This window comes from Kribbella aluminosa (assembly GCF_017876295.1).
Classification (GTDB): Bacteria; Actinomycetota; Actinomycetes; order Propionibacteriales; family Kribbellaceae; genus Kribbella; species Kribbella aluminosa.
Window position 1 is genome coordinate 924,574 of the sequence record NZ_JAGINT010000002.1, and the last position, 25,987, is coordinate 950,560.

At 70.3% G+C, this 25,987-nt stretch carries 14 protein-coding genes, 1 tRNA gene and 1 pseudogene; 12 read left to right on the top strand and 4 right to left on the bottom strand.

The genetic code is table 11. The annotated features are described in order from the left end of the window. Positions 1-80 precede the first annotated feature (80 nt). Together JOF29_RS25885 and JOF29_RS25890 are read left to right on the top strand one after the other, a co-directional pair. Entirely contained in the window at positions 81-1,100 is a 1,020-nt protein-coding gene (locus JOF29_RS25885; RefSeq protein WP_209697053.1) for a LacI family DNA-binding transcriptional regulator, read from the top strand. Further along, positions 1,097-2,000: pseudogene (locus JOF29_RS25890) on the top strand (1,4-dihydroxy-2-naphthoyl-CoA synthase). Before JOF29_RS25885 ends, JOF29_RS25890 begins: the two are co-directional and overlap by 4 nt. On the opposite strand, the gene JOF29_RS45540 reads toward JOF29_RS25890, so the two are convergent. Then, entirely contained in the window at positions 1,997-2,944 is a 948-nt protein-coding gene (locus JOF29_RS45540) for a ricin-type beta-trefoil lectin domain protein (protein WP_209697054.1), read from the bottom strand. The pseudogene JOF29_RS25890 and the gene JOF29_RS45540 overlap by 4 nt on opposite strands. Before the next feature lie 225 nt (positions 2,945-3,169). Here JOF29_RS45540 and JOF29_RS25900 point away from each other — a divergent pair, with 225 nt between their 5' ends. The 3 genes from JOF29_RS25900 to JOF29_RS25910 are packed head-to-tail and all read left to right on the top strand — an operon-like array spanning position 3,170 to position 9,206. After that, the gene (locus JOF29_RS25900; protein WP_209697055.1) at positions 3,170-3,703 is read left to right on the top strand and encodes a sigma-70 family RNA polymerase sigma factor; all 534 of its coding nucleotides are present in this window, start codon (positions 3,170-3,172) and stop codon (positions 3,701-3,703) included. Beyond that, positions 3,700-4,737 (top strand): hypothetical protein, encoded by a 1,038-nt coding sequence (locus tag JOF29_RS25905; protein ID WP_209697056.1) that lies wholly within the window; start codon positions 3,700-3,702, stop codon positions 4,735-4,737. The genes JOF29_RS25900 and JOF29_RS25905 overlap by 4 nt, the downstream gene beginning before the upstream one ends. Beyond that, on the top strand, positions 4,728-9,206 hold the full coding sequence (locus JOF29_RS25910) for an FtsK/SpoIIIE domain-containing protein (RefSeq protein WP_209697057.1): 4,479 nt from the start codon (positions 4,728-4,730) through the stop codon (positions 9,204-9,206). The genes JOF29_RS25905 and JOF29_RS25910 overlap by 10 nt, the downstream gene beginning before the upstream one ends. Before the next feature lie 60 nt (positions 9,207-9,266). Here JOF29_RS25910 and JOF29_RS25915 read toward each other — a convergent pair whose 3' ends face one another. Further along, entirely contained in the window at positions 9,267-9,587 is a 321-nt protein-coding gene (locus JOF29_RS25915) for a hypothetical protein (RefSeq protein WP_209697058.1), read from the bottom strand. A gap of 34 nt (positions 9,588-9,621) precedes the next feature. After that, entirely contained in the window at positions 9,622-10,446 is an 825-nt protein-coding gene (locus tag JOF29_RS25920; protein ID WP_209697059.1) for a hypothetical protein, read from the bottom strand. 134 nt (positions 10,447-10,580) lie between these two features. On the opposite strand from JOF29_RS25920, the gene JOF29_RS25925 reads away from it, so the two are divergent. Next, positions 10,581-19,616, top strand: a complete 9,036-nt coding sequence (locus JOF29_RS25925; RefSeq protein WP_209697060.1) for an actin cross-linking domain-containing toxin — start codon at positions 10,581-10,583, stop codon at positions 19,614-19,616. After that, positions 19,613-22,111 (top strand): right-handed parallel beta-helix repeat-containing protein, encoded by a 2,499-nt coding sequence (locus JOF29_RS25930; protein WP_209697061.1) that lies wholly within the window; start codon positions 19,613-19,615, stop codon positions 22,109-22,111. Before JOF29_RS25925 ends, JOF29_RS25930 begins: the two co-directional genes overlap by 4 nt. Before the next feature lies 1 nt (position 22,112). Here JOF29_RS25930 and upp read toward each other — a convergent pair whose 3' ends face one another. Further along, positions 22,113-22,754, bottom strand: coding sequence for a uracil phosphoribosyltransferase (upp, locus tag JOF29_RS25935; RefSeq protein ID WP_209697062.1), 642 nt, complete (start codon positions 22,752-22,754; stop codon positions 22,113-22,115). A gap of 225 nt (positions 22,755-22,979) precedes the next feature. On the opposite strand from upp, the gene JOF29_RS25940 reads away from it, so the two are divergent. The 5 genes from JOF29_RS25940 (at position 22,980) to JOF29_RS25960 (ending at position 25,949) form a co-directional block, all read left to right on the top strand. After that, entirely contained in the window at positions 22,980-23,141 is a 162-nt protein-coding gene (locus JOF29_RS25940; RefSeq protein ID WP_209697063.1) for a hypothetical protein, read from the top strand. Between the two features lie 139 nt (positions 23,142-23,280). Continuing rightward, a complete protein-coding gene (locus JOF29_RS25945; protein ID WP_209697064.1) occupies positions 23,281-23,763 on the top strand; it encodes a tRNA adenosine deaminase-associated protein in 483 nt (160 codons plus the stop codon). A 31-nt stretch (positions 23,764-23,794) separates the two neighbouring features. Then, positions 23,795-24,223 (top strand): nucleoside deaminase, encoded by a 429-nt coding sequence (locus tag JOF29_RS25950; protein ID WP_209699999.1) that lies wholly within the window; start codon positions 23,795-23,797, stop codon positions 24,221-24,223. A 13-nt stretch (positions 24,224-24,236) separates the two neighbouring features. After that, positions 24,237-24,327: transfer RNA gene (locus JOF29_RS25955), tRNA-Ser, on the top strand. Between the two features lie 110 nt (positions 24,328-24,437). Then, complete coding sequence (locus JOF29_RS25960) at positions 24,438-25,949, top strand: potassium/proton antiporter (protein WP_209697065.1); 1,512 nt, start codon at positions 24,438-24,440, stop codon at positions 25,947-25,949. The last annotated feature ends 38 nt before the right edge of the window (positions 25,950-25,987 follow it).

The following is a 25,987-nucleotide window of genomic DNA, read 5'->3' on the forward strand; positions in this document are numbered from 1 at the left end:
CAGCGTGAGAACGGGCTGGTTCGGTAGGGTGACCGCCACCGCCCCCGGGGGGACGCAAGGAAGGGCAGAAAGGCTAGGCCATGAATCTTCGAGCACCGGTGACACTGCTGGACGTGGCGCAGCGTGCGGGCGTGTCGGTCGCGACCGCCTCCCGCGTGCTGAACGGCGGGGACCGCATCCCCCGTCCGGAACTGCAGGAACGGGTCAAGGCCGCGGCCGACGAGCTCGGCTACACACCGAACGCGCAGGCCCAGGCGCTGGCCAAGTCGTCCACCAACCTGGTCGGCATCCTGGTGCACGACATCGAGGACCCGTACTTCGCCGCGATCGCGAACGGCGTGATGCGGGCCGCGGACGAGCGCAACCTGCTGGTGATGATGGCCAGCACGTTCCGCGACTCCGACCGCGAGATCGCCTACCTGTCGTCGTTGCGGGCGCAGCGGGCGCGGGCCGCAGTGATGATCGGTAGCCGCCGTACGGACGCCGAGAGCCTGGCGCGGACCGCGACCGAGGTGGAGAGTTTCCTCAACTCCGGCGCGGGTCTGGCGCTGGTCAGCCAGTCCGGGATGCCCGCGCACACCGTCGAGCCGGACAACCGTTCCGGGTCGGCGGACCTGGCCCGCGCACTGGCCGGGCTCGGCTACCGGAAGTTCGCCGTACTGGGCGGTCCGGAAACCCTCGCCACCGCACGCGATCGGCGCGACGGGTTCGTGGCCGGCCTGGCCGAAGCAGGGCTGGAAGCAGTCGCGGTCGAGACCGGTGACTTCACCCGGGACGGCGGGTACGCCGCCGCCGGGCAACTGCTCGACCGGCACGCCGACGTCGACTGCCTGTTCGCGGTGAACGACGTGATGGCGGTCGGCGCGATGTCGGCGTTGCGCGCGCGGGGTGTCGACGTACCGGGGAAGCTCGGGGTCGCCGGGTTCGACGACATCGCGACGCTGCGGGACGTCTGGCCGGGGCTGACGACCGTTCGGCTGCCGCTGGAGCAGATGGGCCGCCGGGCGCTCGAGCTGGCGATCGAGGGTGGCGAGGCGACGACCGAGACCTTCAAGGCGGAAGTCGTCCTGCGGGAGAGCACGGCTATTCTCCGGGGGTGACTGTCTCCGAGATCTTCGACCCGTCGGCCTGGAAGCAGGTGGACGGCTTCGAGCTGACCGACATCACCTATCACCGCGCGGTCGACGCCGGTGTGGTGCGGATCGCGTTCGACCGGCCCGAGGTGCGGAACGCGTTCCGCCCGCAGACCGTGGACGAGCTGTACCGGGTGCTGGACCACGCGCGGATGTCGTCGGACGTCGGTTGTGTGCTGCTGACCGGCAACGGCCCGTCGCCGAAGGACGGCGGCTGGGCGTTCTGCTCCGGCGGCGACCAGCGGATCCGCGGCAAGGACGGGTACAAGTACGCCGAGGGGACGACGGCGGACAGCATCGACCCGGCGCGGGCCGGCCGGCTGCACATCCTCGAAGTACAACGGCTGATCCGTTTCATGCCGAAGGTCGTGATCTGCGTCGTACCGGGCTGGGGCCGCGGGCGGCGGGCACAGCCTGCATGTGGTCGCGGACCTGACGCTCGCGTCCGCGGAGCATGCGCGGTTCAAGCAGACCGACGCGGACGTGGCGTCGTTCGACGGCGGGTTCGGGTCGGCGTACCTGGCCCGGCAGGTCGGGCAGAAGTTCGCCCGGGAGATCTTCTTCCTCGGCAACGAGTACTCCGCCGAGGACGCGTACCGGATGGGCATGGTGAACAAGGTCGTCCCGCACGCCGAGCTGGAGACGGTGGCGCTCGAGTGGGGCAGGAAGATCTGCGCGAAGTCGCCGACCGCGCAGCGGATGCTGAAGTACGCGTTCAACCAGATCGACGACGGGCTGGTCGGGCAGCAGCTGTTCGCCGGTGAGGCGACCCGGCTCGCCTACGGCACCGACGAGGCCGCCGAAGGCCGCGACTCGTTCCTGCAGAAGCGCCCGGCCGACTGGTCACCCTATCCCTACGCCTTCTAGGGTTTGTGCCACTTCTGGTTGACACTGCCGCTGCAGCCGCGCAGCGTCAACCGGCCGCCGTTGCCCGGGGCATCGGCCGTGACGCACTTGCCGGCGCTCGGGTTGACCAGCTCGTGGTTGTTGCTTAGGGCAAACTTCTGCGCCCAGCCGCCGTTGCAGTTGACCAGCTGCACCTGAGTGCCGTCCGCGGTCGACGCCCAGGCGAGGTCCATGCACAGGCCCATCGAACGCACCGTGCCGTCGGGCTGGAAGACCCATTGCTGGTTGGCGGCGGTGCTGCCGCAATCCCAGACCTGCAAGGGTGTTCCGTCGTGGCCGATGCCGTCGGCGGCATTCGGTACGTCGATGCAGCGGTTGCTCTGGTCGCTCTTCAGCGCGATCGGCGCGGCGGCCGCAGCCGGCGGCTTCCCGGTGTTCGAGTCGCTGGTCCGCGCGGGCGGCTTCGCTGTGACTGTCGTCGTCGCGGTCGTCGTTGCAGTGGTCGTCGCTGTGGTCCGAGCGGTCGCGGTCTTCGTAGCGGTCGCCGTGACGGTCGCGGTCGGCGGCGTACCGGCCAGCGGGGGTTTGGCGGTGACCGTGGTCGGCGGCAGCGTGACGGTGACGCCCGGCATGATCACGGTCTTCACGACCTGCTGCGGGTCGCCCTTGACCGTCGTCGTCTTCGTCGGACCGGCCACCTGCTCCGGCGCCGGCGTGACGGTCACCGTCGGTGTCACGGTCGGCCGGCTCTGCGGTACGTAGGCGACGTCGGTGGTGTACGCCGGCCCGGAACCGCCGCCGGTGATCGACGAGGCGCCGATTGCGATCCCGCCGATCAGCGCGGCGACCACCGCGGTCGTCGACCAGGCGCGCCGGCCGGGCAGCCGGGTGATCCTGGGCAGCGCTGGGCGGCTGGCGAAGGTGTCCGAGAAACGGGACGAAGCGGGGGATCGGCGTGACCGCACGTCGGGCTCCTGAGTTCTGGGGCGGAAGGGCGAAGGCGTGTCTGGTGCTGAGGATCACCCGGCCACCGGCCCGGCGTCAAACGTTGCGCAAAAAGGTGACTGTGATCACTGCATGAGATCAGATTGTTGCTGAGTGTTCATCCATTGGCGTTGCCATGAGAGCGTTCTCAACCTATTTTGAGCCGAGCCAGGTTCTCCGCTGCCGCATCGCCCCGAGGGAGACCCATGATCGACGAGCGCGCCTGCCGGACCACCGTCATGGAGCTCTGTCTGGCGGAGCGGGAGAGCCTTCGCCGCTACGTCGCCAGCATTCTCGGCCGGGACAGCCACGCCGTCGAGGACGTGGTGCAGGAGACGCTGCTGCGCGCGTGGCAGCAGGCCGACCGGATCGAGTGGCAGGACCGGCCGGTCCGGATGTGGCTGTTCCGGGTCGCCCGGAACCTGGTCGTCGACCACCACCGGCGCGCCGGTCGCGCCGTACCGATGGGGCTCGGTGCGACCGAGCTCGCGGAACCGGACAGCCAGCCGGATCCGGCCGAGCAGGTGATCGACCGGCGGGTGCTGGTCGAGATCCTGCAGCGGCTGTCGCCCGCGCATCGCGAGGTGGTCGCCCGCGTGCACCTGCTCGGTCACGCCGGTGAGGAGGTCGCGGCGGTGCTCGGCGTACCGGTCGGCACGGTGAAGTCGCGGGCGCACAACGCGGTCCGGCAGCTCCGCGCGGAACTCGCCCGCACCGACTGGGCCGGAGTCGCCGCATGACGGCGATGGGCGGTGGCGGCGGCATCCGCGGATACCTCGGGTACGCCGGGCTGGTCCTGTTCGCCCTTGTCCTGCTGAATCTTCTGGTCCGTCGGCTCGGCGGCTGGCGGAAACTGCTCGGCTGGATCGCCCGCCAGCTCCGCGGCACCGTCGCTGCGTTCACCGAGCCGATCGCGGCCCGCCGCCGGTACCGTCGCCGGCTCCGGATGCTGGTCCAGGTACTGCGTGACAGTCGGGGCTGGGACCAGGCCGAGAGCGCGATGATCGCGGCCGCGGGTATCAGCCCAGGGATGGCGCCGTACGCCGTCGCGCTGGCCAAGCGCCGGATCGGCGTACTGCTGGCCGGCGCGTCCGACCTGGAACCGCCGGCGCCGTGGAGCGCGGATCCGCAGGACCCGCGGCTGTGGTGGATCGACCGGGCCGCGCTGCCGGAGAACGGCTCGGTCCGGGAGATGCCGCTGCTGGTCTGCGTCGGCACCGACAGCACCGGCGGGTACGTGATCATGCTCGACCTGCTCTCCGGACCGCGGACGTTGTCGGTGTACGGCGTGGACCGGACCGCCCGCGCGGTGGTCCAGGCGATGGCCGCGCAGCTCGACGTACGGCTGCCGGTCGGGGCGATCGAAGTTGCCGAGGGCATCCATTCGCGGCATGACGGGATGCCGCTCGAGGAGGCCGCGCGGCGGCTGGGAGCCTGGTTCGTCGTCGGCGCCGGACCGTTGGCCGGGCCGTTGCAGGCCGGCCGCCGGATGCTCACCCTCGGCGTCGCGCGCGGCAGCAGCCGGTTGCTGGAGGCGTTGCCGGACCAGACGTTGCGGCTGCACGGCGGGGCGACCTGGCTGCGGGTCGATCCGTTGCCGTTGGCAAAGGCTGTTGCGCGGTCGATCCGGCGGCTGCCACCGCACGAGTTCGAGAGCGGCGTGCCGTTCAGCCCGGAGGCGGCGCCGGCCGACGAGCTGAGCGACCTGGACGTGCCGGCCGGATCGGTCGGGGTGTCCGCGGTGCCGGACGGGAAGGCGGCCTCGTGGAGCTGAACCTGACCACGGTCGACTCGCGCTCCGGATCCCGCGCCGACCGGCTGGTGAGGATTCCCCGCGGCCTGTCGGTCGGCGGTCTCGCGGACGGCCTCGGTAAACCCGGTACGACGTTGTTCCTCGGCCGCCGGCGCCTCGACCCGGCGGATCCGCTGGCCAGGTCGGGTGTCCGCGAAGGCGGTGTGATCGGGTACGGCGGGCCTGTCGACGTACCGGATCTGCTGCAGGGCACACCGCCCGGGCACGCGCCGATCGTGGTCGAGTTGCACGCCGTCTCCGGGCCGCAGGCCGGGCGGGTGTGGCGGGTCGGGCCGGGCAGTCACGAGATCGGGTCGGACCCGCAGTGCGCGATCCGCCTGGACGGGACCGCCGTACCCGACCGCGGTCTGTGGGTGACGGTCGGGCCGGCCGGGGACGCGTTCTGGCATCGGACCGAGGAGGTGGCCGGCGATGTCGTCAGCCGCCGGATCGGTCCGCCGGAGGACGATGCGGCGACCAGCGCGATCCGGGTGAACGACCCGGAGACCGCGCACGAACCCGTTCCGCTGGTGGCCGAGGACGTGCCGGTCGGCGACGTCCGGGAGTGGCCGCCGGACGAGGACCTCGCGGTCGGGTCGGTGCTGTTGCGGTGCAGTGGAGCGCTGGAGCCGCCGGCCGCCGTACGGCTGGCCGACGACGGGTTCACGCTCGACTACAACCGGCCGCCGCGGCTCGCACCGCATCTGGACGACGAGAAGGTCCGGCTGCCGCCGCCGCCCGCGCCACCGCAGAAGCGCCCGTTCCCGTGGCCGGTCGTGCTCGCCCCGGTGGTCCTCGGTCTGGTCATGGTCGGCCTCTTCAACTCGTACTACTTCCTGGTCTTCACGCTGCTCAGCCCGCTGATGATGGGGATGAACTTCTTCACCAGCCGGAAGACCAACCGGGCCGACCACATCGAGGCCCGGCGCAAGTACTTCGCCCGCAAGGCCGCGCTCGAGGAGGAGATCTCCACCGCGGTCACCCGGGAACGCCTGATCCGCAACCTGACCGCGCCGGACCCGGTGCGGATCGCCCAGCTCGCGACCCGCCCGGGCACCAGGCTGTGGGAACGCCGTCGCAGCGACCCGGACTACCTGCTGCTGCGCGTCGGTACCGCCGACCAGCCGTCGCTGAAGGAGCTCGACGACCAGGGCCGGGAGGAGAACCACCGCACGATCCGCTGGACGATCCCGGACGCGCCGATCTGCATCCCGCTGCGCGGGCACGGCGTCGTCGGGATCGCCGGGGCACCCCTGACCACGCGGGCGCTGGCCCGCTGGCTGACGATCCAGGCCGCCGTACTGCATTCGCCGCAGGCGCTGCGGATCGTCGTCCTGGCCGAGGCGGACAACGCGCAGGACTGGGACTGGGTCCGGTGGCTGCCGCACCTGCGGCCGGACAAAGCGCCCGCCGCGGTCCTGATCGCGAACGACGACGCGACCACTGCGGCGCGGATCGGCGAACTGGTGTCGCAGGTGCAGGGCCGGCATCGGAAGGCGACGGCCTCGAGTACGCCGGAGCCGATCGACACCGAGATCGTGGTGATCGCGGACGGATCTCGGCGGCTGCGCGACGTACCGGGATTCGTACAGGTCCTGACCGACGGACCCGCGGTCGGGGTGTATGCGGTCTGCCTGGACAAGGACGAGCGGCTGCTGCCGCAGGAGTGCAGCGCGGTGGTCGCGGCCGGCGAGGAGACGCTGACGGTACGTCGGCCCGGGCTGCCCGATCAGCGGGCCGTTCGTGCGGACCTCGTGTCGCCGGAGTGGTGCGAACAGATTGCCCGCGCGCTGGCGCCGGTCCGCGACATCAGCCCGGACCACGACGCGGGCCTGCCGAAGCTGGTGAAGCTGCTCGACGAGCTGGAGCTGGAGCCGCCGACGCCGGAGGCGCTAGTGACGCGCTGGACCCGTCGCCCGGCGAGTACGTCGTTCGTGCTCGGCACCGACTTCGACGGGAAGTTCGTCGTCGATCTGGTGGCCGACGGCCCCCATGGCCTGATCGCCGGTACGACGGGTTCCGGCAAGTCGGAGCTGTTGCAGACGCTGGTGGCGTCGCTGGCGGTCGCGAACCGGCCGGACGAGCTGACGTTCGTACTCGTCGACTACAAGGGCGGCAGCGCGTTCAAGGAATGCGCCGGGCTGCCGCACACGCTCGGCATGGTGACGGACCTGGATGCGCACCTGGTCGAGCGGGTACTGGAGTCGCTGGACGCCGAGCTGCGTCGCCGCGAGCGGATCCTGGCGAACGCCGACGCGAAGGACCTCCCGGACTACCAGGCGAAGCGGGCGGTCGATCCGGAGCTGGCGCGGTTGCCACGGCTGCTGCTGGTGATCGACGAGTTCGCCGCGATGGTGCGGGAGATCCCGGACTTCGTCCCGGGCCTGATCGGGATCGCGCAACGCGGCCGTTCGTTGGGCATCCACCTGATCCTTGCGACCCAGCGACCGGCCGGGGTGGTGACCGCGGACATCCGCGCGAACACGAACCTGCGGATCGCGCTCCGGGTCACCGACCAGTCCGAGAGCCAGGACGTCGTGGACGTCAACGAGGCGGCGTCGATCAGTACGGGGATCCCGGGCCGGGCGCTGATCCGGCGCGGCCCACGGCTGGCCGACCTGTTCCAGACCGCCTGGGTCGGCGCGGAGCGCGTCGACGACGCGGAGCCGGCCGGCCCGGTCGATCCGAAGGGCGTGCAGGTCACCGAGCTGCCGTGGTCCGACCTCGGGCGTGCGGTCGACCGGGACGCCGTACCGGAACCCGAGGACGACGCGGCGAACGGGCTCGCGGCGACGGATCTGCAGGTGCTGGTCGAGGCGATCCGTGCGGCCGCGGGCGAGTTGCCGGACTTCGTCGTACCGCCGAAGCCGTGGCAGCCGGCGCTGGAGCCGCAGATCCTGCTCGAGGCGCTGCCGGAGACCGAGCGCCAGATGTTCGTACCGTACGCACTGGAGGACATCCCGGCGCTGCAGCAGCGGCGGGTGGCCGGGATCGACTTCGAGACGTTCGGGCACCTGTACGTGATCGGAGCGCCGCGGTCCGGAAGGACCCAGGCGCTGCGGACGATGGCCGGGTCGGCGGCGAAGCATCTCAGCGTCGCGGACGTACACATCTACGGCATCGACGCGGCCGGAGGTGGGCTCGCGCCGCTGGAGACGCTGCCGCACTGCGGCGCGATCGTCTCGCGCCACGACATGGAACGGATGGCGCGGCTGCTGCGGAAGCTCAACCAGGAACTGAGCGAACGGCAGGAGCTGGCCGGGAAGCACAACGCGACCGGCCTGAACGAGCTTCGCAAGGTACTGCCGAGGTCGGAGCGTCCGGCGCATGTGCTGGTCTTCATCGACGGCTGGGACGCGCTGTCGGTGCTGCTCGACGACCATGACCACGGCCAGCTGCTGCAGGACGTGATGCGGTTGCTGCGCGAGGGTGGCGGGCTCGGGATCCATCTGATCGCCACGTCCGAGCGCTCGCTGCTCGGTGGCCGGCTGGCCTCGCACAACGACCACAAGCTGCTGCTCCGGCAGGCGGACCGCACGGACTACCAGGCCGCGGGCCTGCGGCTGGCGAAGGTTCCGTCGATGGTGATGCCGGGCCGGGGCTGGCACGTACTGACCGCGACCGAGACGCAGGTCGCCGTACTCGCGGCCGGTGGTGGATCCGAGCAGGTGGACGCGATCAAGGCGATCGCGGCCGGGGCCGTCCAACGAGACGCCAAGGTGCCGGCCGCCCGGCGGCCGTTCAAGGTCGCGGAACTGCCGTCGTCGGTGGAGTTCGCGCAGGCCTTCGAACGGGTACCGGCGACGGACCGGCGGCCGCAGTGGGGCCTGATCGGCCTCGGCGGCGACGAGGGCGGTGCGATCGGCGTCGACCTGGCCGGCGTCGGTTCGTCGTACGCCGTCCTCGGACCGCCCGGCTCCGGCCGCAGCAACGCGCTGTCCTGCCTGGCGGTGTCGCTGCTGGCCGGCGGGTCGTCGTTGATCGTGATCACGCCCCGCGAGTCCCCGCTGCGGATGCTTGCGCGGCACCCGAACGTCGTACTGATGAGCCAGGCGGACCCGGCCGAGGACGTACTGCGGAGCACGCTCGACCAGGTCCCCGGACCGAAGGTGGTCGTGATCGACGACGCGGACCTGGTGATGACGGCGGCCGCGGACAAGGTGCTGAAGGACATCGTGGTGTCCGGCCGTGACCACGGTACGGCGGTGGTCTTCGGCGCCACGACGGACGGCTTCCAGTCCGGCATGAGCGGCTGGGCGTCGGCCGCCCGCCGGGCCCGTCGCGGGTTGTTGCTCGAGGCCCGTTCGCTCTCCGAGGGCGACCTGATCGGTGTCCGGGTCGGCCCGAACATCATCCGCGCCACCCCACGCCCTGGCCGCGCCTGGACCACCGGTCCGGCGTCGCAGCCGCTGGCGGTGCAGGTCCCGCTGACCGTCCTGCTTCCGGCCTGACTTTGAGCACCCACCAACCGTTTCTCCTGCTCCGAAACGGTTGGTGGGCTCTCAAAGAAGCTACTTCGCCTGGTTCAGGCTGTTGCTGATGCCCTGGTCGAACTCCTCGGCGTTCTTCTTGATGCTGTTGAACATGTCCGAGAAGTCCTGGATGCCCTTGACCGCGGCCTTCAGGCTGGTGTCGAAGTTGTTGTACGTGTTCCGGATGACCTCGCTGGACTGCTTGAAGACCATGCCGTCGTCCACCAGGGTGTTCACCCGCGTGCGCAGGTTCTCGATCATCGGGGAGATCTGGTCATGGGCGTTGGTCATCAGGGTGGTGACCTCGACGATCTTGCCGTAGTCGAGGTTGATGCCGTCGTACGCCATCGCTGCGCTCACTTTCTGGTTGGACGAAGCTGGAAATCTGTGCGGGTCAGGCGGACGGGGCGACGTAGCTGTCGTCCTGGGCCGGGGTGTTGGCCGCGACGCTGTCCGGCGTCTCGACCCACTCGGCCGGCGAGCCGTCCGCCTTGTTCGGGCCGCGGGTGAACTCGCTCCAGGTGCCGTCGCTGTTGGTGGTCTTCATCGTGCCGCTGCCGTCGGTCTTCAGCTGGGTGTCGTTGTGCACCGTGCTGCCGTCCGGGTAGTCGGAGTCGGTGATGATGTGGTGCCGGTCGTCGCCGTACGTCGTCACCGAGTGGTACGTCTTGCCGTCGTACGTGACCGTGGTCTCCTCGCGGGTCACGTTGCCCTTGTCGTCGACGTCGAGATGCGTGTGCACGTTGCCGCGGTCGGTGGTGATGGTCTGGTCGAGCGGTGGGTGGTCGCCGGGGTTCGTGGCACTGCAGAAGTCCGGCTGGTCCGCGACCGGTCCGGTGCACTGGTCCTTGTGGGCCTGGTAGTAGTCCCACTGCGACTTGTCCCGGTAGTAGTTCGACAGCGCGAGGTTGCTGTTGGTCGCGTTCATCCCCTGCGAGATCTCGGAGTCGAACTGCAGGAACGCCTCGCCGACCGATCCGAACGAGTTCGCGAGCTCCTTCAGGCCCTTCTCGGCCTTGGTCATCGTGCCTTCGGCGTTGTCGTGCAGGCTGGTGATCGCCGACGCGATCACGCTGCTGCCCAGGACGCTCCCGTCGTCGTACGCCAGCGTGCTGAACAGGCTGTCGTCGAGCGTCGGTTTGATGTTCGACGCGAGTTCTTCCAGGTTCGTCTTGGCGTCGTTGAGCAGGTTGTAGTCCATCTTGAGTCGATCCGGCACAACCCCTCCTCGGCGTCGGTTGGTTTCGTACTGACCACGCCGCAGTACGGCTCCGGGTTCATTTCGATCTGAACCCGGGCGGGTGCTCCGGCGTGGTCAGTACGGAGGCACCGGATCAAGCTGGGAGGGGACGCATGCCACGGCCGAGCGACTGGGACGCCATCGGGCTCGGCGGTGACCCGACGCCCGGCGATCCGGACCAGATCGGTCAGCTGGCCGAGGTACTGCAGAAGCTCGGCGGCAAGGCGCGGGAGATCTTCACCGCGATCGAGTCCGTGATGAACACCAACAACGACAGCGTGTTCGTCGGCCAGACGGCGGACGCGCTGCGCGGCAAGGTGGACAAGCGGTTACGCGGGCACGTCGAGGACGTGGCGAACGCGTTCGAGACCTCGGCGCAGGCGCTCCGGGACTGGCGCGGCGTGGTCGAGGAACAGCAGCGCAAGGCCGACGCGGCGCTGTCCGCCGGCCGCGGGCTGGCCGCGGACGACCCGGACCGCGACACCCAGAAGGGCATCGCCGAGCAGGCCGGCCGGGACCAGTCGGACGCGGCCTCGACGTACGCGGGGAAGATCAACGGGGTCTCGGACATCTCGCTGCCGATCTCCGCGTGCGAGGCGTTCTGGGAGGCGTTCAAGTGGCTGGCGATCATCCTGATCATCCCGGCGCTGATCTTCGGCGGCCCGATCGCGTTGCTCGCGCTCGGCGTCAACCTGGCGCTGTTCATCAAGACGATCGTCGACGTCGCCAACGGTGACGCCACCTTCCTGGACCTGTTCCTGGCCGGCCTCGGGCTGATCGCGCCGACCACCAAGGCGCTGCCGATCTTCAGCATCCTGAAGGGGATCGCGAAGGGCATCGGGGCCGGCGTCAAGGGCATCGTGAACACCTTCAAGACCGTGTTCAGCAAGGACTTCCTGTTCAACGGCCTGATCGCCGGGCTGAAGGCGATGCCGGTGCTGGCCACGATCGCGATCAAGGAGACCGGGCTGTTCGTGGTGTCGAACATCCGGAACTTCGCGATCACCACCGGCAACTTCGTCGGCAACTTCGACAAGCTCGCGGTGAACGCGTTCACCGCCTTCAAGACCGGGATCACCACGTTCCGGCCGGGCGCGATCCTGACCGGCTTCAAGTCGGCGTGGAACGGCGTGGTCGGCTCGAAGTTCGGGCAGTTCGTCAGCGCGCACTTCGGCGGGCTGCAGTGGACCCGGATGATCCTGCCGGTCGCGGCGGACGAGATCCGGGCGTTCAAGGCGCTCGGGATGAGCGACTTCAAGGCGTTCACCCAGGCGCTGAAGGTCGGGCTGGTCGGCCGCGGCGTGTTCGCCCAGCACATCTTCGGGCTGCCCACGGTGAGCGCGATCGGCCGCGGTATCGGGGCGATCCCGATCGAGACCGGCGGCGTCGGGAAGACCAGCTTCCTGCAGCAGCTGGTCAAGCCGGACCTCCGGATCCCCTCGGTGCACATCAACAGCATCGGCCTGGCGACCACGGACGGGTTCAAAGGCGGTCAGGTCTTCACAGCGATCGACGAGCTGCACCTGGCGCCGATGCAGAACATTGGCAGCACCAACATCGGGGTCAGTGTGCACACGCCGACCTCGGTCACCACCGGCGGCGTCCACATCCCGGCCACCGCCGGTACGCCGAGCACCGTCAACGTGCTCACCAACATCCCGTCGCCGCACATCGGCACCCCGTCGGTGAACGGCTCCAACGGCATCAACGGCCTGGTCAACGGGCTGCACGAGGGCCAGATCGGTACGCCGGTGCTCAACGGTGTGAACCACGCCATCCCGACGCCGGTGAACGGGTCCACGATCGGGCACCTGAACGGCACCCATGTCGCGCAGCCGGTGAACGTGAACGTCGGTTCGCTGCACATCGCCTCGCCGGGCTCGACGAGTATCAGCGACCTGGTCGGCTCCGGGCTCCGGAACAACCCGCCGACGATCTCGTCGCACTTCGCGAACACGATCGGCGAAGGCACCTCGCACGGCTTCCAGGCGAACCACATCCGGCTGTCGATCGACGAGATCGTGAACCTGCCGACGCCGTCCGCACACGGCAGCACGCACGCGGTCAGCCCGCCCACCGTGGACCGGGTGAATGCCGCGCTGGACCTGCTCACCGGCGGTCCGGCGAGCCTCAAGGTCGGTACGCAGGGCAACCTGCACGTCGACACCCCGACGGTCGGCGGCATCCAGAACGTCGCCCCGCCGCCCGCGGCTCACGTCCAGCCCGTCGGCGTTCCGAAGTCCGACGTACCGATTCAGACCGCCACGAACGTCAACGGTCACTCCTTCACCCCGGGGAGGACGGAGATCCCGCTGCACGGGTTGCCCGATCATCCCGGGGTCGTGGTGAAGGTGGAGCGGTTCGAGGGCGGCGTCACCCAGTTCAACCTGCACGGCGGCGGGCCGAACGGGCGGCTGGACCCGCTCGGAGGCGGCCACGTCCGGTTCACCGACACCTCGTCCGGCGTCACCACCCGGTTCGACAGCAACGGGATCGTCGTGGACCACGGCGTACGGCTGACCAAGGCCGACGGGATGCCGCGGATCGACGACCGGGTGCTGATCAAGCAGCCGGACGGCCAGTTCCACGTCACCAGCCTGGACGGGAAGGTCGTCCCGGAACACCTCACCGTGCGGCAGCTCGACACCGGCGGCGTGCAGATCCACGGCAAGGACGGCACCAGCTGGCACTACACGGCGAACGGCAAGCTCGAAGGGCAGAACCTCACATCCTCGTGGAACGGCGACGTCGCCGGGAAGGCGGGGGTGTTCCACAAGGTCGACGACCTCGACACGGGGGCACACCTGCTGCCGGGGACCGCGAAGCCGGAGTTCGGTACGACGGTCCCGGTACGGCCGGTGGGGTTGTCGGAGTCGGCGTTCAACCGGCTGGCGACGACCTTCGACGACGCGGGGCTGCGACAGTTCCAGGGCATGGGCGACGTGGTGAGCCGGAGTACGACCGGTGTCGACGGGCTGTCCCGGACGATTCACGTCAGCAAGCCGGGATTCGCCGACGAGCTGACGATCACGGTACTGCGGAACCCGCAGGCGGACTCGGTCCGGGTGATCGGGACCGCGGACGGCGTGAACACGTTCGACAAGACCTGGAGCGGGTCGCAGTTCGCGAACCTGACGGCAGACCAGTTCCACGCGCTTCCGAAACCCGCGCAGTGGGACCTGGCCGCCGGCGTCGGGAAGGGCAAGCAGCTCGATGCCGCCTGGGAGCAGGACCTGGCGGCGAAGGCGGCGGTGTTCCGGGTCGCGGGCGACACCGACGCGATCGTGAACGCGAAGATGGCGGACTTCGGACGGGTGCAGCAGGCGCAGGCGAAGGTCGACGCCGCACTCGAAGACGTCGCTGTGCACGGACTCCGGGGTGACGGGCCGTCGAGCGGGCTGTCGGTCGGCGAGCAGGTACGCCTCGACCTGCGCACCGCCCAGGCGGAGCTGTCGTCGGCCAAGACGGCCTTCGAAACGAAGTACGGCCTGCAGGTCGCCGACCTCCAGTCCCACCTCAACACCCTCACCACCCAGTCCCTCAAAGACCGCCCCCGCCTCCTCGGCGGCCACAACGGCCACACCACCCCCGACCCCCAACCCCCGATCACCCCACCCCCCGCCCCGACCCACCCAACCCCGGGCACAACCAGCCACACGGCTCCGCCGCCCCCGCCACCACCTGCCGTGGGGCACGCCGTACCGCCCCCGCCACCACCTGCCGCGGGGCACGTCGTACCGCGGCCGTCTGCCGGGGGCGGGCACACCGTGCCGGTTCGGGTGCAGCGGGTGGGGGCTCCGGAGTTTCGGAAGGAGTTCGAGTCTGCCTCGTTCGGCAGTGAGAGTGAGCTCGGTGGGTTTGTGGTCGCGATGCCGGAGGGGGCCAACCGGACGTTCGCGTTCGTCCGGGAGACGGGTAGTAACGACCCGCTGGTGATGGTCACCAAGGACATGAGCAACGGCTCGTACCACAACCCGGCCGGGCTCGAGCACGTGAACCGCGGCAACTGGCAGACCCACACCGTCGAGCTGGTCAGCTACCCGGCGAAGGTCGGCGACCACGCCGGTATCGCCCTCCGCGACGACGCCACCCAGTTCCTCCTGGACGTCTTCAAGGGCCGCATCACCGCCCAGAACCATCACGCGATGGAGGGCGTCACCAGCCTCGACGGCCGCTTCGAGCTGGTGATCACCAACGACCGCCACCTCCTTGCCGGGGGCAACGGTATGAGCCTGGACGGCCCGGCCTCGGTGAAGATGCCGCCGACCGGCCAGCAGATCACCGTCGGAGTGAAGGCCTCGGACTTCGGCAGCACCGCCGCCCAGGATCTCCGGCTGCTGGACGACAACCCGTGGTACAAGCCCGAGTTCGGCAACGACGACGGCCTGCAGGCGGTCATGCACTCGCTCGACGACCCCGAGGGAGTCAAGAGCGCGTACACCTACCTCAAGTCGATCATCAGCTTCACCGCCCGCCAGGTGGACAAGCACGGCCTGCCGATCGGCGAGTACGGCGGCCGCCTGCCGTACCGCGGTCTGACCGACCCGGCGGTGAAGAACGACTGGAAGGTGCTGCCCCGGACCCGGCCGAACATCGTCCTGGAGTCGCTGTCCGACGCTGACCGGCTCGCCACCCTGAAGCTGATCCGCGACCTCCCGCCGGCCGGCGACGCCGAGATCTGGAAGGAGACCCGGCTGTACCTGCTGAACGGCGGCGAGGTGGCCGGCCACGGCATCAACAACGCCACGATCGGCGGCGAGAAGGCCCTGCTCTTCGAGTTCCGGACGGTCCCGGACGGCCTGAAGCACCTGGTCCCGGCGCAGAAGATCCAGACCGCCGAGGTGACCGACATTCTGGCCGGCCTCGGCGACCGCCGCGGCCCGGTCGTCCGGCAACTGCCCGACGTCCTCAAGCGCCCGGAGAACCGCGACGACTTCGCCGCCTGGTTCACCGACCTGAAGCCGAACCTGGCCGGCCGCCCGCCCGAGAAGCTGGTCGACTTCGCCAGCGCGACGCAGCGCGCCGAGTGGCTGATGACGCACCGCCGGGAGACCTGGCAGGGCATCACCCAGGAACCGGTCGTCGTCAACATGGTGCACACCGCGCCCCCGCCCCAGCGGGTGATCACCGGGCAGGGCGGCGATCTCCGGATCGTCGGGCCGCGCGGACAGATGCAGCGGTACGGCGCCGACGGCACGCACCTCGGCCACGGCACGTTGCTGAACGACCCGTTCCGGCTGCAGCCGCACCTGTTCGCCGAGGTCGACGGCAACGGTGCGTGGCGGGCAGTCGACCTGCAGGGCACATCGTTGCCGCACGCAACAGTCGACCAGCTGCCGAACGGGCAGTTCCGGGTCGCGGACACGGCGACCGGCGACGTCCGGTGGCACGGCCAGGACGGTCTGCACCGCGGTTCGGGCTTCCAGGTCGCGGATCCCGCGCACAACGGCCGCGTGTTCGTCTACGACCGGCCGGGCCACGGACCGGTACTGGTGGACAACGCCGGCGCCCAGCTGCCCGGCACGATCACCAGGTTCGAGGGCGGCCTCCGGATCACCGAGGCGAACGGGATCGCCCGTACCTTCGACGACGCCGGGAACTACCTCGACCGGCGGATCCCGCTCGGCGGCCCGAACGCCCAGCAGATCGTGATCCACGACGTCAACGGCCACCTCACGCTGCACGACCCAGCCGGCGCCGGCCGGACCGTCGAGCACGTCCAAGGCGGCTACCGGGTCGTTGACGGCGGCAACTATCACGTGTACGACGGCAACGGCGCGGTCCAGGCGCACGGCCACCCGGTCAACCTGCCCGGCGAGACCGGCTTCCTGGAGATCGCCGGCAACACCGCGCACCCCCTGGACGTCAACTACCAGCCGATCCAGGGCCGTACCGCCACGGTCAACGCGGCGGCCGGCGAGATCACGGTCACCCGGGCGGGCGGCCACGACGTCTTCGACCTGCAGGGCGGCGTACTGCGGGAGGTGACCGACCTCGACGGCCACGGGCTCGGCGTCGGCGGTACGCGGGTCACCCGCGACCAGAACGGCGTGGTCACCTGGACCGATCGCAACGGCGTCGCGGTGCCGACCCCGCACCGGATCACGATCGACCAGCACGGCGGAGTACGGCTGGAGGTCAACGTCCCGGGCAGCCCACGGAACGGCGAGTTCCACGCCTTCTCCCGCGAGGGACACCTGACCGAACAGGGCTTCCCGGTGGTCCGCAACGGCCGTCCGACCGAGTTCACGTACGTCGTGAACCGCACCGACAACACCTGGCGGCGGGTGGACTCCGCGAACCTCGACGGCACCGGGAACTTCCAGCACGGCACGGTCGACATCGCCGGCCTCGGCAACGGCCGGATCCGCCTGCAGGGCTCGACGGCCAAACAGGTCGAGGTCTTCGAACGTCGCTGGCTGCCGGACGGCACGATCCTGGACAGCTTCCGCAAGACCGACACCCTCGGCTACGGGTACTTCGACCGCCGCACGACCTGGGCGACGTACGACGCCAACGGTGCGCTGACCGACTGGGGCAAGCGGCACGTCAGCACCGGCGGCTCGGCGTGGCGCGACTACGACCACCACGGGAACGCGGTACGCGACTACCAGCAAGGGCTGCAGAAGTACGCGAACCCGATCGCCGAGCAGCCGACCCCGCTGGGCAAGGCCGACAAGGAGATCACCGGCCACGTGCTGGCGATCAAGGACGGCCGGAACTGGACCTGGCACCGCTACGACGCGGACGGCGTACACATCGCGGAGGGCAACCGGACGCTGGAGGCGATCGGCGAGGGCTGGACCGACACCGTCAAGGTGATGGAGAACGGCAACGAGGTCACCCGGGTCGCGCAGCAGAAATGGGGCACCTGGCACGGTCCGGACCCGGCCCGGCAGTACCAGGAGTTCAGGCTCACGGCCGGCGACGGTCACCCGATCCGGTCGGGTGAGTTCGAGGTCCAGTCGCCGCAGCTGAAGTCGGTCGGCAAGGGCGAGCTGCTGGACAGCGGGGCGCTGCTGAAGACGGTCCGGCAGGGCGACCAGCGGCCGCCGGTGTGGGTCCGGAAGAACTTCCTCGACAACCCGCCGACAACCGGCAGCGTCGCGCACATCTCCGGCGACGACCGGTTCCAGATCTTCCGCTGGAACACCTCCGGCGACGGCATCGCCGGCGAACGCGGCATCCGGTACGTCGGTACCGACGAGTCGGTCGTCGACGTGAACCTGAACGGCGAGTTCGTCCGCTCGAAGGGCAAGCTGCACGACGGGACCGAGCTGAAGGTCGGCGACCAGGCCACCGCGCCGGGCACCGCGCACCCGAACTCGACCACCCCGTGGACCGCGGGGGACCTGAACGGCTGGCGGGTGTTCGACGACAACAACGGCTGGCAGGACGTCGCGGAGGTCGACGGGCTGCAGGGCTGGACCGTGGTCCGGGAGAGCGGTCCGGGCGGTGTGGTCCGCGAGTACCCGCGCCCGGCCGACCGCAACATCTGGGTGCAGCGGGACGCCCACGGCAACCTCGTCGGCAGCTCCCACCAGACCCCGGCGCCGGTCGGCGGGAACCACCGGTACGTCGTCGCGAACGGAGCCGCCGACTCCGCGCACTGGCGGTGGCAGGAGCTCGACCACAACGGAGTACCGATCCCTGGCCGGCAGGGCGACCGGTTCCACTTCAAGGGCTCGACGGACGAGCGGATCAGCTGGGACAACTCGTTCCGGGACTTCCACGGCGGCAACCTGGTCCGGGACCGGCACATGCTCGACGAACGGCGCTTCATCGAGGCGTGGCAGGACGGCAACCAGTGGAAGGTCGCGGAGTTCGACAAGACCGGCGCAGAGGTGGCCGGAACGCCCCGGCTGGACCGGCAGTGGCGCGCCGCGGACGGTACCTGGCAGCAGAACTGGACCGCCGGCTCGCAGCACTTCCGTGACAGCCTGCCGCAGAACGGGCAGGTTCCGCCGCAGCTCGTCCGCGAGACGCCGACACACATCGGCGACGGGCGGCCGGTCCGGGTCCGCGAGTACACGCTGGACAACGGGCGGACGGATCTGCGGCAGTGGAAGGAGTTCGACGTCGACAAGGTCGTCCGGGAGCGGGTGAAGTCCGGCGACAACTACCTCGAGACCGACAAGATCCACGGGCAGTGGAAGCTGTACGACGAGCACGGCAACGTCATCGGGGAGCGGTCCGACAACGGGCTGGTGTTCGAGCTGCGGGACGGGCGGCTGACGCTGACCGGCAACGAGTTCGACTTCCGCGGTGCGATGACGGAGTACCGCGGCTGGAACACCCGGATCGGGGACGCGCAACGGCAGCCGTGGCTGATGCAGTCCGACTGGACGCTGGCCGACAAGACGCTGACGCCGGGCGGGAACGGGTTCCGGGAGGCGAACTACGCGCCGTTCTCGCGGCTGCTCACCCAGAAGGTGCTGCTGCAGGTCGGTACCGAGTTCTTCCTGGACTACGCGGCCAGCCTGATGATCGCGGGGATCGTCGCGGACGCGCAGAACAAGCCGTTCACCGGGAACGACGCGTTGAAGGCGCTGATGAACGCGGCCGTCGGCGCGACGCTGAAGTCGGTCGCCGGCGCGGCGCTCACCGAGACGAAGCTCGGCGGCTCGCTGCGGAACCTGAAGCAGAGCATGGGCAACGTCGACGGCGGCAAGTTCGTCACCAAGCGGCCGAACAACAACGACGCCACCTGGGGTGTGGAGTGGGCCGGCAACACCAGCCCGATCCGCTGGCGCGGCGGCCTCTTCGACTACAGCCTGAACATGATGCTGCTGCCGATCACCGGCTTCGTGAACGGCACCATGAACGCGGCGATCTTCGGCGTCCCGAACGCCGACGGCAAGACCGTCAAGCTGTCCGGCTGGGAGGCGGTCGGCGAGGGCGGCATCGCGGTGCTGACCGGGTACGCGATCGGCAACAGCCTCGGCCTGGCGAAGCTGATCGGCGGCAACTTCGCGATCGGCCGGTTCTACCAGAAGAGCGGACTCGGCGAGATCGTACTGACGATGCCGCTGCGGCTGTTCGAGAAGGGCATCGGCGGGACGTTCCTGACCCCGGCGATCCGGGCCTCGATCGACCCGTCGTGGTATCAAGTTCCGCTGAAACTTCCTCCGGTCGAAGGAGCCCCGTGACGAACCGCTACGTGACCCCGCGCGGCCGGGGCGGCTACCGCCGGATCACCGACGCGCTGCGGGCCGCCGCGCCCGGTGACGTGATCGTGGTGAGCTCCGGCTCGTACGCCGAGGCGCTCCGGCTGGATCGCTCGATCGCGATCGTTGCCGAAGGCACCGTCGAGCTGGTCGGCGTACCCGGGGAGCCGGCGGTGGTCGCCGAGGGACTGGAGTGTTCGCTGCGCGGGCTGGTGATCCGGTCCGCGGGCGGTGACGCCCCGGCCGTTGGCGTGGCGCCCGGTGCCGGGTTGCTGCTCGACGACTGCACGGTGACCGGTGGCAGGATCCATGCCCGGGGCAACGAAAGCGCGGCGGGCTCCTCGGATCTGACCGGGTACGGCGTGACCACGCTGATGCTGCGTGGATCGCGGATCGAGAAGGGCCGGCTGGCGGCGCTGCACCTGTCCGGCCGGGTCCGCGCGAAGGTCGAGGACTCGGTGATCGACACGATCGACGGGATCGGCGTGGTGCTGTCCGGCAACGCGTTCCTGGACGCGTCCCGGCTGCGGTTGACCGCGACCTCCGGGTACGGGTTCCGGCTCCGCGGGGCGAGTCGGCTGGAGGCCACCGACGGCGTGGTCCGGCAGACCGGGATGGCCGGCGTACTGCTGGAGGACGCGTCGACGGCGGCGCTCACCGACGTACGGATCGAGCACGCCGGCGGGCCGGGGATTCACGCGGCCGGTACGGCGAAGGTGCAGCTGACGGACTGCCGCGTGCGGAACGCGCGGGCGAGCGGTCTGGTCGCGCAGGACCAGTCCGACCTGGTGGCGGCCGACTGCGCGGTCGCGGACGCAGGCGCGAACGCCTTGCTGGCTTCGGATTCCGCGACCGCGACGCTGACCGGCAGCCGGTTCGACCGGTCGGTGTACAGCGCCGTCCACCTGACCGGTACGGCGGTGGTGCGGCTGACGGACTGCGCGGTGCGCGAGGGAGCCGAGCACGGCCTGCACGCGACCGCGTCGTCGCGGGTCGAGCTGACCCGGTGCGGTGTCACCGACGTCGGGATGACCGGCTTGTCGGTCGTCGACGGGGCGACCGTGGAGGCCGTGGACTGCCGGGTCAGCGGCGGCGGTACCGGCGTACATCTGGAGTCGAGTGCGGCGACCGGGTTCCGCGCGTCGTCGGTGAGCGGGACGGTCGGCACCGCGATCGAGCTGGCGGGCGCGGGGCTGGCGACGGTGGACGCCGTCCGGGTCAGCGGGTCGAAGGCGGCCGGGATCGTCGTCGGTACGGGAGCCGCGGCCGAGGTCTCCGGGTCTGCGATCGAGGACTGCGGCGGGTCCGGGCTCGTGGTGTGGGCGTCGGCGTCGCCCGCCGTCCGGGGGCTGAGGGTCTCGGGAGTGGCGAAGAACGGGATCTATCTCGCGGAGAACGCGGCCGGGACGTACGCCGACTGCGACGTGAACGGGACGAAGTACCCGGCGCTGCATCTGGGCAAGGCGGCGGCGCCGGTGTTCCAGCATCTGCGGATCCGGGACTGCGTGGACGCGGTGGGGCAGGAGGACGGCGCGCATCCGACGTTCGAGGACTGCACGGTGGACGGCGTACCGCTGGCTCCTGCGACGCCGGCGGTCGCTGCCGTGGGTGTCCCTGAGGTCGTGGTGACCGCGGGCCTTGCCGAGAGCATGCCGCCGGACGACGAGACGCTGGAGGACGTGCTCGCGGAGCTGGACGAGCAGATCGGCCTGGACCGGGTGAAGCGCGACGTCCAGTCGATGGTGAAGCTCATGCAGACGGTCCGGATGCGGCAGGAGGCCGGGCTGCCGGCGCCGCCGTTGTCGCGGCACCTGGTGTTCGCGGGCAATCCCGGCACCGGCAAGACGACCGTCGCCCGGCTGTACGGGCGGGTGCTGAAGGCGCTCGGGCTGCTCCGGAAGGGCCATCTGGTCGAGGTCGACCGGACGGCGCTGGTCGGCGAGTACGTCGGTCACACCGGGCCGAAGACGACCGCAGCGGTGAACCAGGCGCTCGGCGGGGTGCTGTTCATCGACGAGGCGTACTCGCTGTCACCCGTTGGCATCGGCAACGACTTCGGCGCGGAAGCCATTGCCACGCTGGTGAAACTGATGGAGGACCACCGCGACGACCTGGTGGTGATCGTCGCCGGCTACGTGAACGACATGGGCCGCTTCATCGGCTCCAACCCCGGCCTGTCGTCCCGCTTCACCCGCACCCTGAGGTTCGAGGACTACACCGCGGCCGAGCTCGTCGCGATCGTCGAACACCAGGCCCGCGGCCACCAGTACGAGGTCACCACCGACGCCCGGAGCGCCCTCTCCGACCTCTTCGAGCGAATGCCCCGCGGCGAAGCCTTCGGCAACGGCCGCTCGGCCCGCCAGATCTTCCAGACCATGACCGAACGCCAGGCCCACCGCCTCTCCGAACTGACCACCCCAACCCCCGCCCAACTCGTCTCGCTCGAGTCGGGCGACATACCCACAACATTCGAGTGAGTTACTGGGCGACGCCGTACAGGCGGTCGCCGGCGTCGCCGAGGCCGGGGACGATGTAGCCCTTTTCGTTCAGGTGGGAGTCCATGCCGGCGATGACGAGGTTGCAGGGTACGTCGAGGTGGGTCAGCTCCCGCTCCACGCGTTCGACGCCTTCGGGGGCGGCGAGCAGGCAGATGGCGGTGATGTGGTCGGCGCCGCGGTCGACGAGGAACTGGATGGCCGCGGCGAGGGTGCCGCCGGTGGCGAGCATCGGGTCCAGGACGTAGCACTGGCGGCCGGACAGGTCCTCGGGGAGGCGCTCGGCGTACGTCGACGCGGTCAGCGTCTCCTCGTTGCGCACCATGCCGAGGAAGCCGACCTCGGCGGTCGGCAGCAGCCGGGTCATGCCCTCGAGCATGCCGAGACCGGCGCGCAGGATCGGCACCACGAGCGGCTTCGGGGCGGCGAGCTTCACGCCCTGCGCCTCCGCGACCGGGGTGCGGACGGTGACCGGACCGGTACGCACGTCCCGGGTCGCCTCGTAGGCGAGCAGCGTGACGAGTTCCTCGGTCAGCCGGCGGAACGTGGGTGAGTCCGTCTGTTCGTCGCGCAGCGCGGTGAGCTTGTGGGCGACGAGCGGGTGGTCCACGACGAGGATCTGCATAAGGCCGAACGGTACCGTCGGCGATTCGGAGCGGGGAAGCGCGCCCGCTGTCACACTGGAAACCGCATTGGATTCTGCCCTGTTCGCCCGCCAGGGAGTGTGCCCGATGGCAGTACACATGCCACGACTCCGTCGCGCCGGGTCATGGGGCTGTTGCTCCCGGCCTTCCCTCGTCGCTCCGGTCGCTGCGCTCCCTCCGCTCCTCAGTCCAGGCCGGGAGGCCCCATGACCGAGAAGACGCCCGAGCAGCTCGACCGTCTGCGGCGCCGCGCGGCGTTCCTCCGGGAGCGGGACGAGGCGCGGGCGCTGCGCGACCGGATCGCACCCCGGCGCGCCCGGGCTCGGCAACTGCGTGAGGCGATGCTGTGGGCGACGTACCACCATTGACCGGGAGGGCGGACCGCCAGGCCATCACAATCGGGCCGGGCGGGCCGGCGCGCGCGGGAGTGGGCGGAAGAGACGCAATTGTGATGGCCTGGGGATCCGGAACCTCCCACAGGCCGCCGGACTCTGCGACGATGAGCGGGTGTCAGATACGGCTACGGACCTGGATTTCGCGGTCGCTGCCTACACCGAGGACGGGCATTGGACCGTCACCCCGCTGGTACTGCGAGGTGAGCTCGACCTGGCCACGCTGGTCTCCGCGCTCCGCCGGTTCCCGGGTGACGCGGGGGTGCTCGGGCTGGTGTCGGTCGACGAGGACTTCTTCGTCCTGGTCCGGGTCCAGGCCGGGCGTGCCCGGCTGCTGATCTCCGACGTCACCGCGGCGACCGAGTGGCCGCTGGCCCGGCAGATCGTGGACGAGCTGGACATCCCGCTGGCCGACGACGACGACGAGCAGGTGCCGGCCGGTGACCTGGCGATCATCGCCGACCTCGGGATGACCGCGATGGACCTCGGCGCGCTCTGCGACGACGTCGACCTCTACCCGGAGGAGATGCTCGAGGAGATCGCCGAGGCGCTCGGGTTCGGGGACCAGTTCCACGACGCGGTCGAGGCCGTTGGCTAGCCCACTGCTGCGGCGCGAGTGGTCGCGGTTGATGGGGCTCGCGCTCGAGGAGGGCGAGCGGGCGCTGCCCGACGTACCGATCGGTGCGCTGGTGGTGACCGAGGACGGCGAGATCATCGGGCGCGGGCACAACGAGCGCGAGGCGACCGGCGACCCGACGGCGCATGCCGAGGTACTGGCGATCCGGGAGGCGGCCCGGCACGTCGGGGAGTGGCGGCTGACCGGCTGCACGCTGATCGTGACGCTGGAGCCGTGCACGATGTGCGCCGGGGCGATCGTGCTGTCCCGGCTGGAGCGGCTGGTCTTCGCCGCGTACGACGAGAAGGCGGGCGCGGTCGGGTCGTTGTGGGACGTCGTACGGGACCGGCGGCTGAACCACCGCCCCGAGGTGGTGGGCGGTGTGATGGCCGACGTGGCCGGTGCCCGGCTCCGCGATTTCTTCATCGGCCACAGACCTTGATATTGTCCTCGGCGGTGGCGTGTCCGAGCGGCCGAAGGAGCGCGCCTCGAAAGCGCGTGACGGGCAACCCCCGTCCGAGGGTTCAAATCCCTCCGCCACCGCCAAACCGCCCTTCGGGGCGGTAGTTAGCCGGAGACCCTGATGCTGTGTGATGCGTCAGGGTTTTCGTCTCTCTGGACCTGACTCGGGACCCGACGCTCGACGAGAGGCCCCCATGGACGTAGCTGAGCTCGACCGGATCCTTCTCGGGAGCGCTGCTGTCCTGCTGGTGGCCGTGGTCGCGGTCCGGCTGTCCGCGCGGCTCGGGCTCCCGTCGCTGCTGATCTACCTCGGCATGGGGCTGGTGCTCGGCGAGTCGGGGCCTGGGCACATCCATTTCGAGAACGCGCAGCTCGCGCACGCGCTCGGGTTCGCGGCGCTGGTCGTGATCCTCACCGAGGGCGGCCTGACCACCCGATGGAACGAAGTACGGCCGGTGATGCCGCTCGGGCTGGTGCTGGCGACGGTCGGGGTCGCAGTCAGTGTCGGCGTGGTCGCCTGTGTGGCGCACTTCGTCCTCGGGCTGAGCTGGCAGCTGTCCGTGCTGCTCGGGGCGGTGACGTCGCCGACGGACGCGGCGGCCGTGTTCTCGGTCCTCCGCCGGGTGCCGGTCCGGCCGCGGCTACGCGGTGCGCTGGAGGCGGAGTCCGGTCTGAACGACGCCCCGACCGTGTTGCTGGTCACACTCGTCAGCACCGGCGAGGTCGGTGAGAAGGGCCTGCTCTGGTTCGCCGGCCTCGTCCTGTACGAGCTGGTCGTGGGAGCGCTCTTCGGGTTCCTGATCGGCTGGGTGAGCGTCCGCCTGATCCGGCGGATGGCGCTCGGGTCGGCCGGGCTCTATCCGCTCGCGGTGCTCGCGGTGGCGTTCATCTCGTACGCCGGGGGCTCCGTCCTGCTGCACGTGTCCGGATTCGCGGCTGTCTACGTGACGTCGCTGGTGCTCGGACGCGCGGAGTTGCCGCACCGGATGGCGACCCGGTCGTTCGTCGACGGGATCGCCTGGCTGGCGCAGATCGGGCTGTTCGTGATGCTCGGGCTGCTGGCGTCGCCAGGGGCCTTCGGGTGGAACGACCTACTCGTCGCGCTGGTGATCGGGATCGCGGTGACGGTCGTCGGGCGGTTCGCGTCGGTGGCGATCTCCGCGGCGCCGTTCCGGTTGCCGTGGGCGGAGCGGACGTTCATCTCGTGGGCGGGGCTGCGGGGCGCCGTACCGATCGTGCTGGCCACCATCCCGTTGTCCGAGGGCGTGCCGCAGGCGGCGCGGATCTTCGACGTCGTCTTCGTACTCGTGCTGGTCTTCACGCTGCTGCAGGGGCCGTCGCTGCCGTGGCTGGCGAAGCGGTTGAACGTCCTCGACGAGAACGCCGCGCACGAGGTGGACATCGACGTGGCGCCGCTGGAGTCGCTCGGCGCGGACATGCTGCAGGTACACGTCCCGAGCGAGTCGCGGCTCGCCGGCGTCGAGATCGGCGAGCTGCGGCTCCCGCCGGGCGTGTCGGTCTCGCTGGTGATCCGCGTCGACCAGGCGTTCGTCCCGGACCGCCGTACCGTGCTCCGGGCCGGAGACTCACTGCTGATCGTCACCCCCAGCCCGGTTCGCGAGCAGGCCGTACGCCGGCTCCGCGCCGTCTCCCGGGCCGGCCGCCTGGCCGGCTGGTTCGGCGAGCGCGGCCGCGAACAGCATTAGGTGGTGTCTGGTAATTCCCCGCCTACTGCGGGGCACTC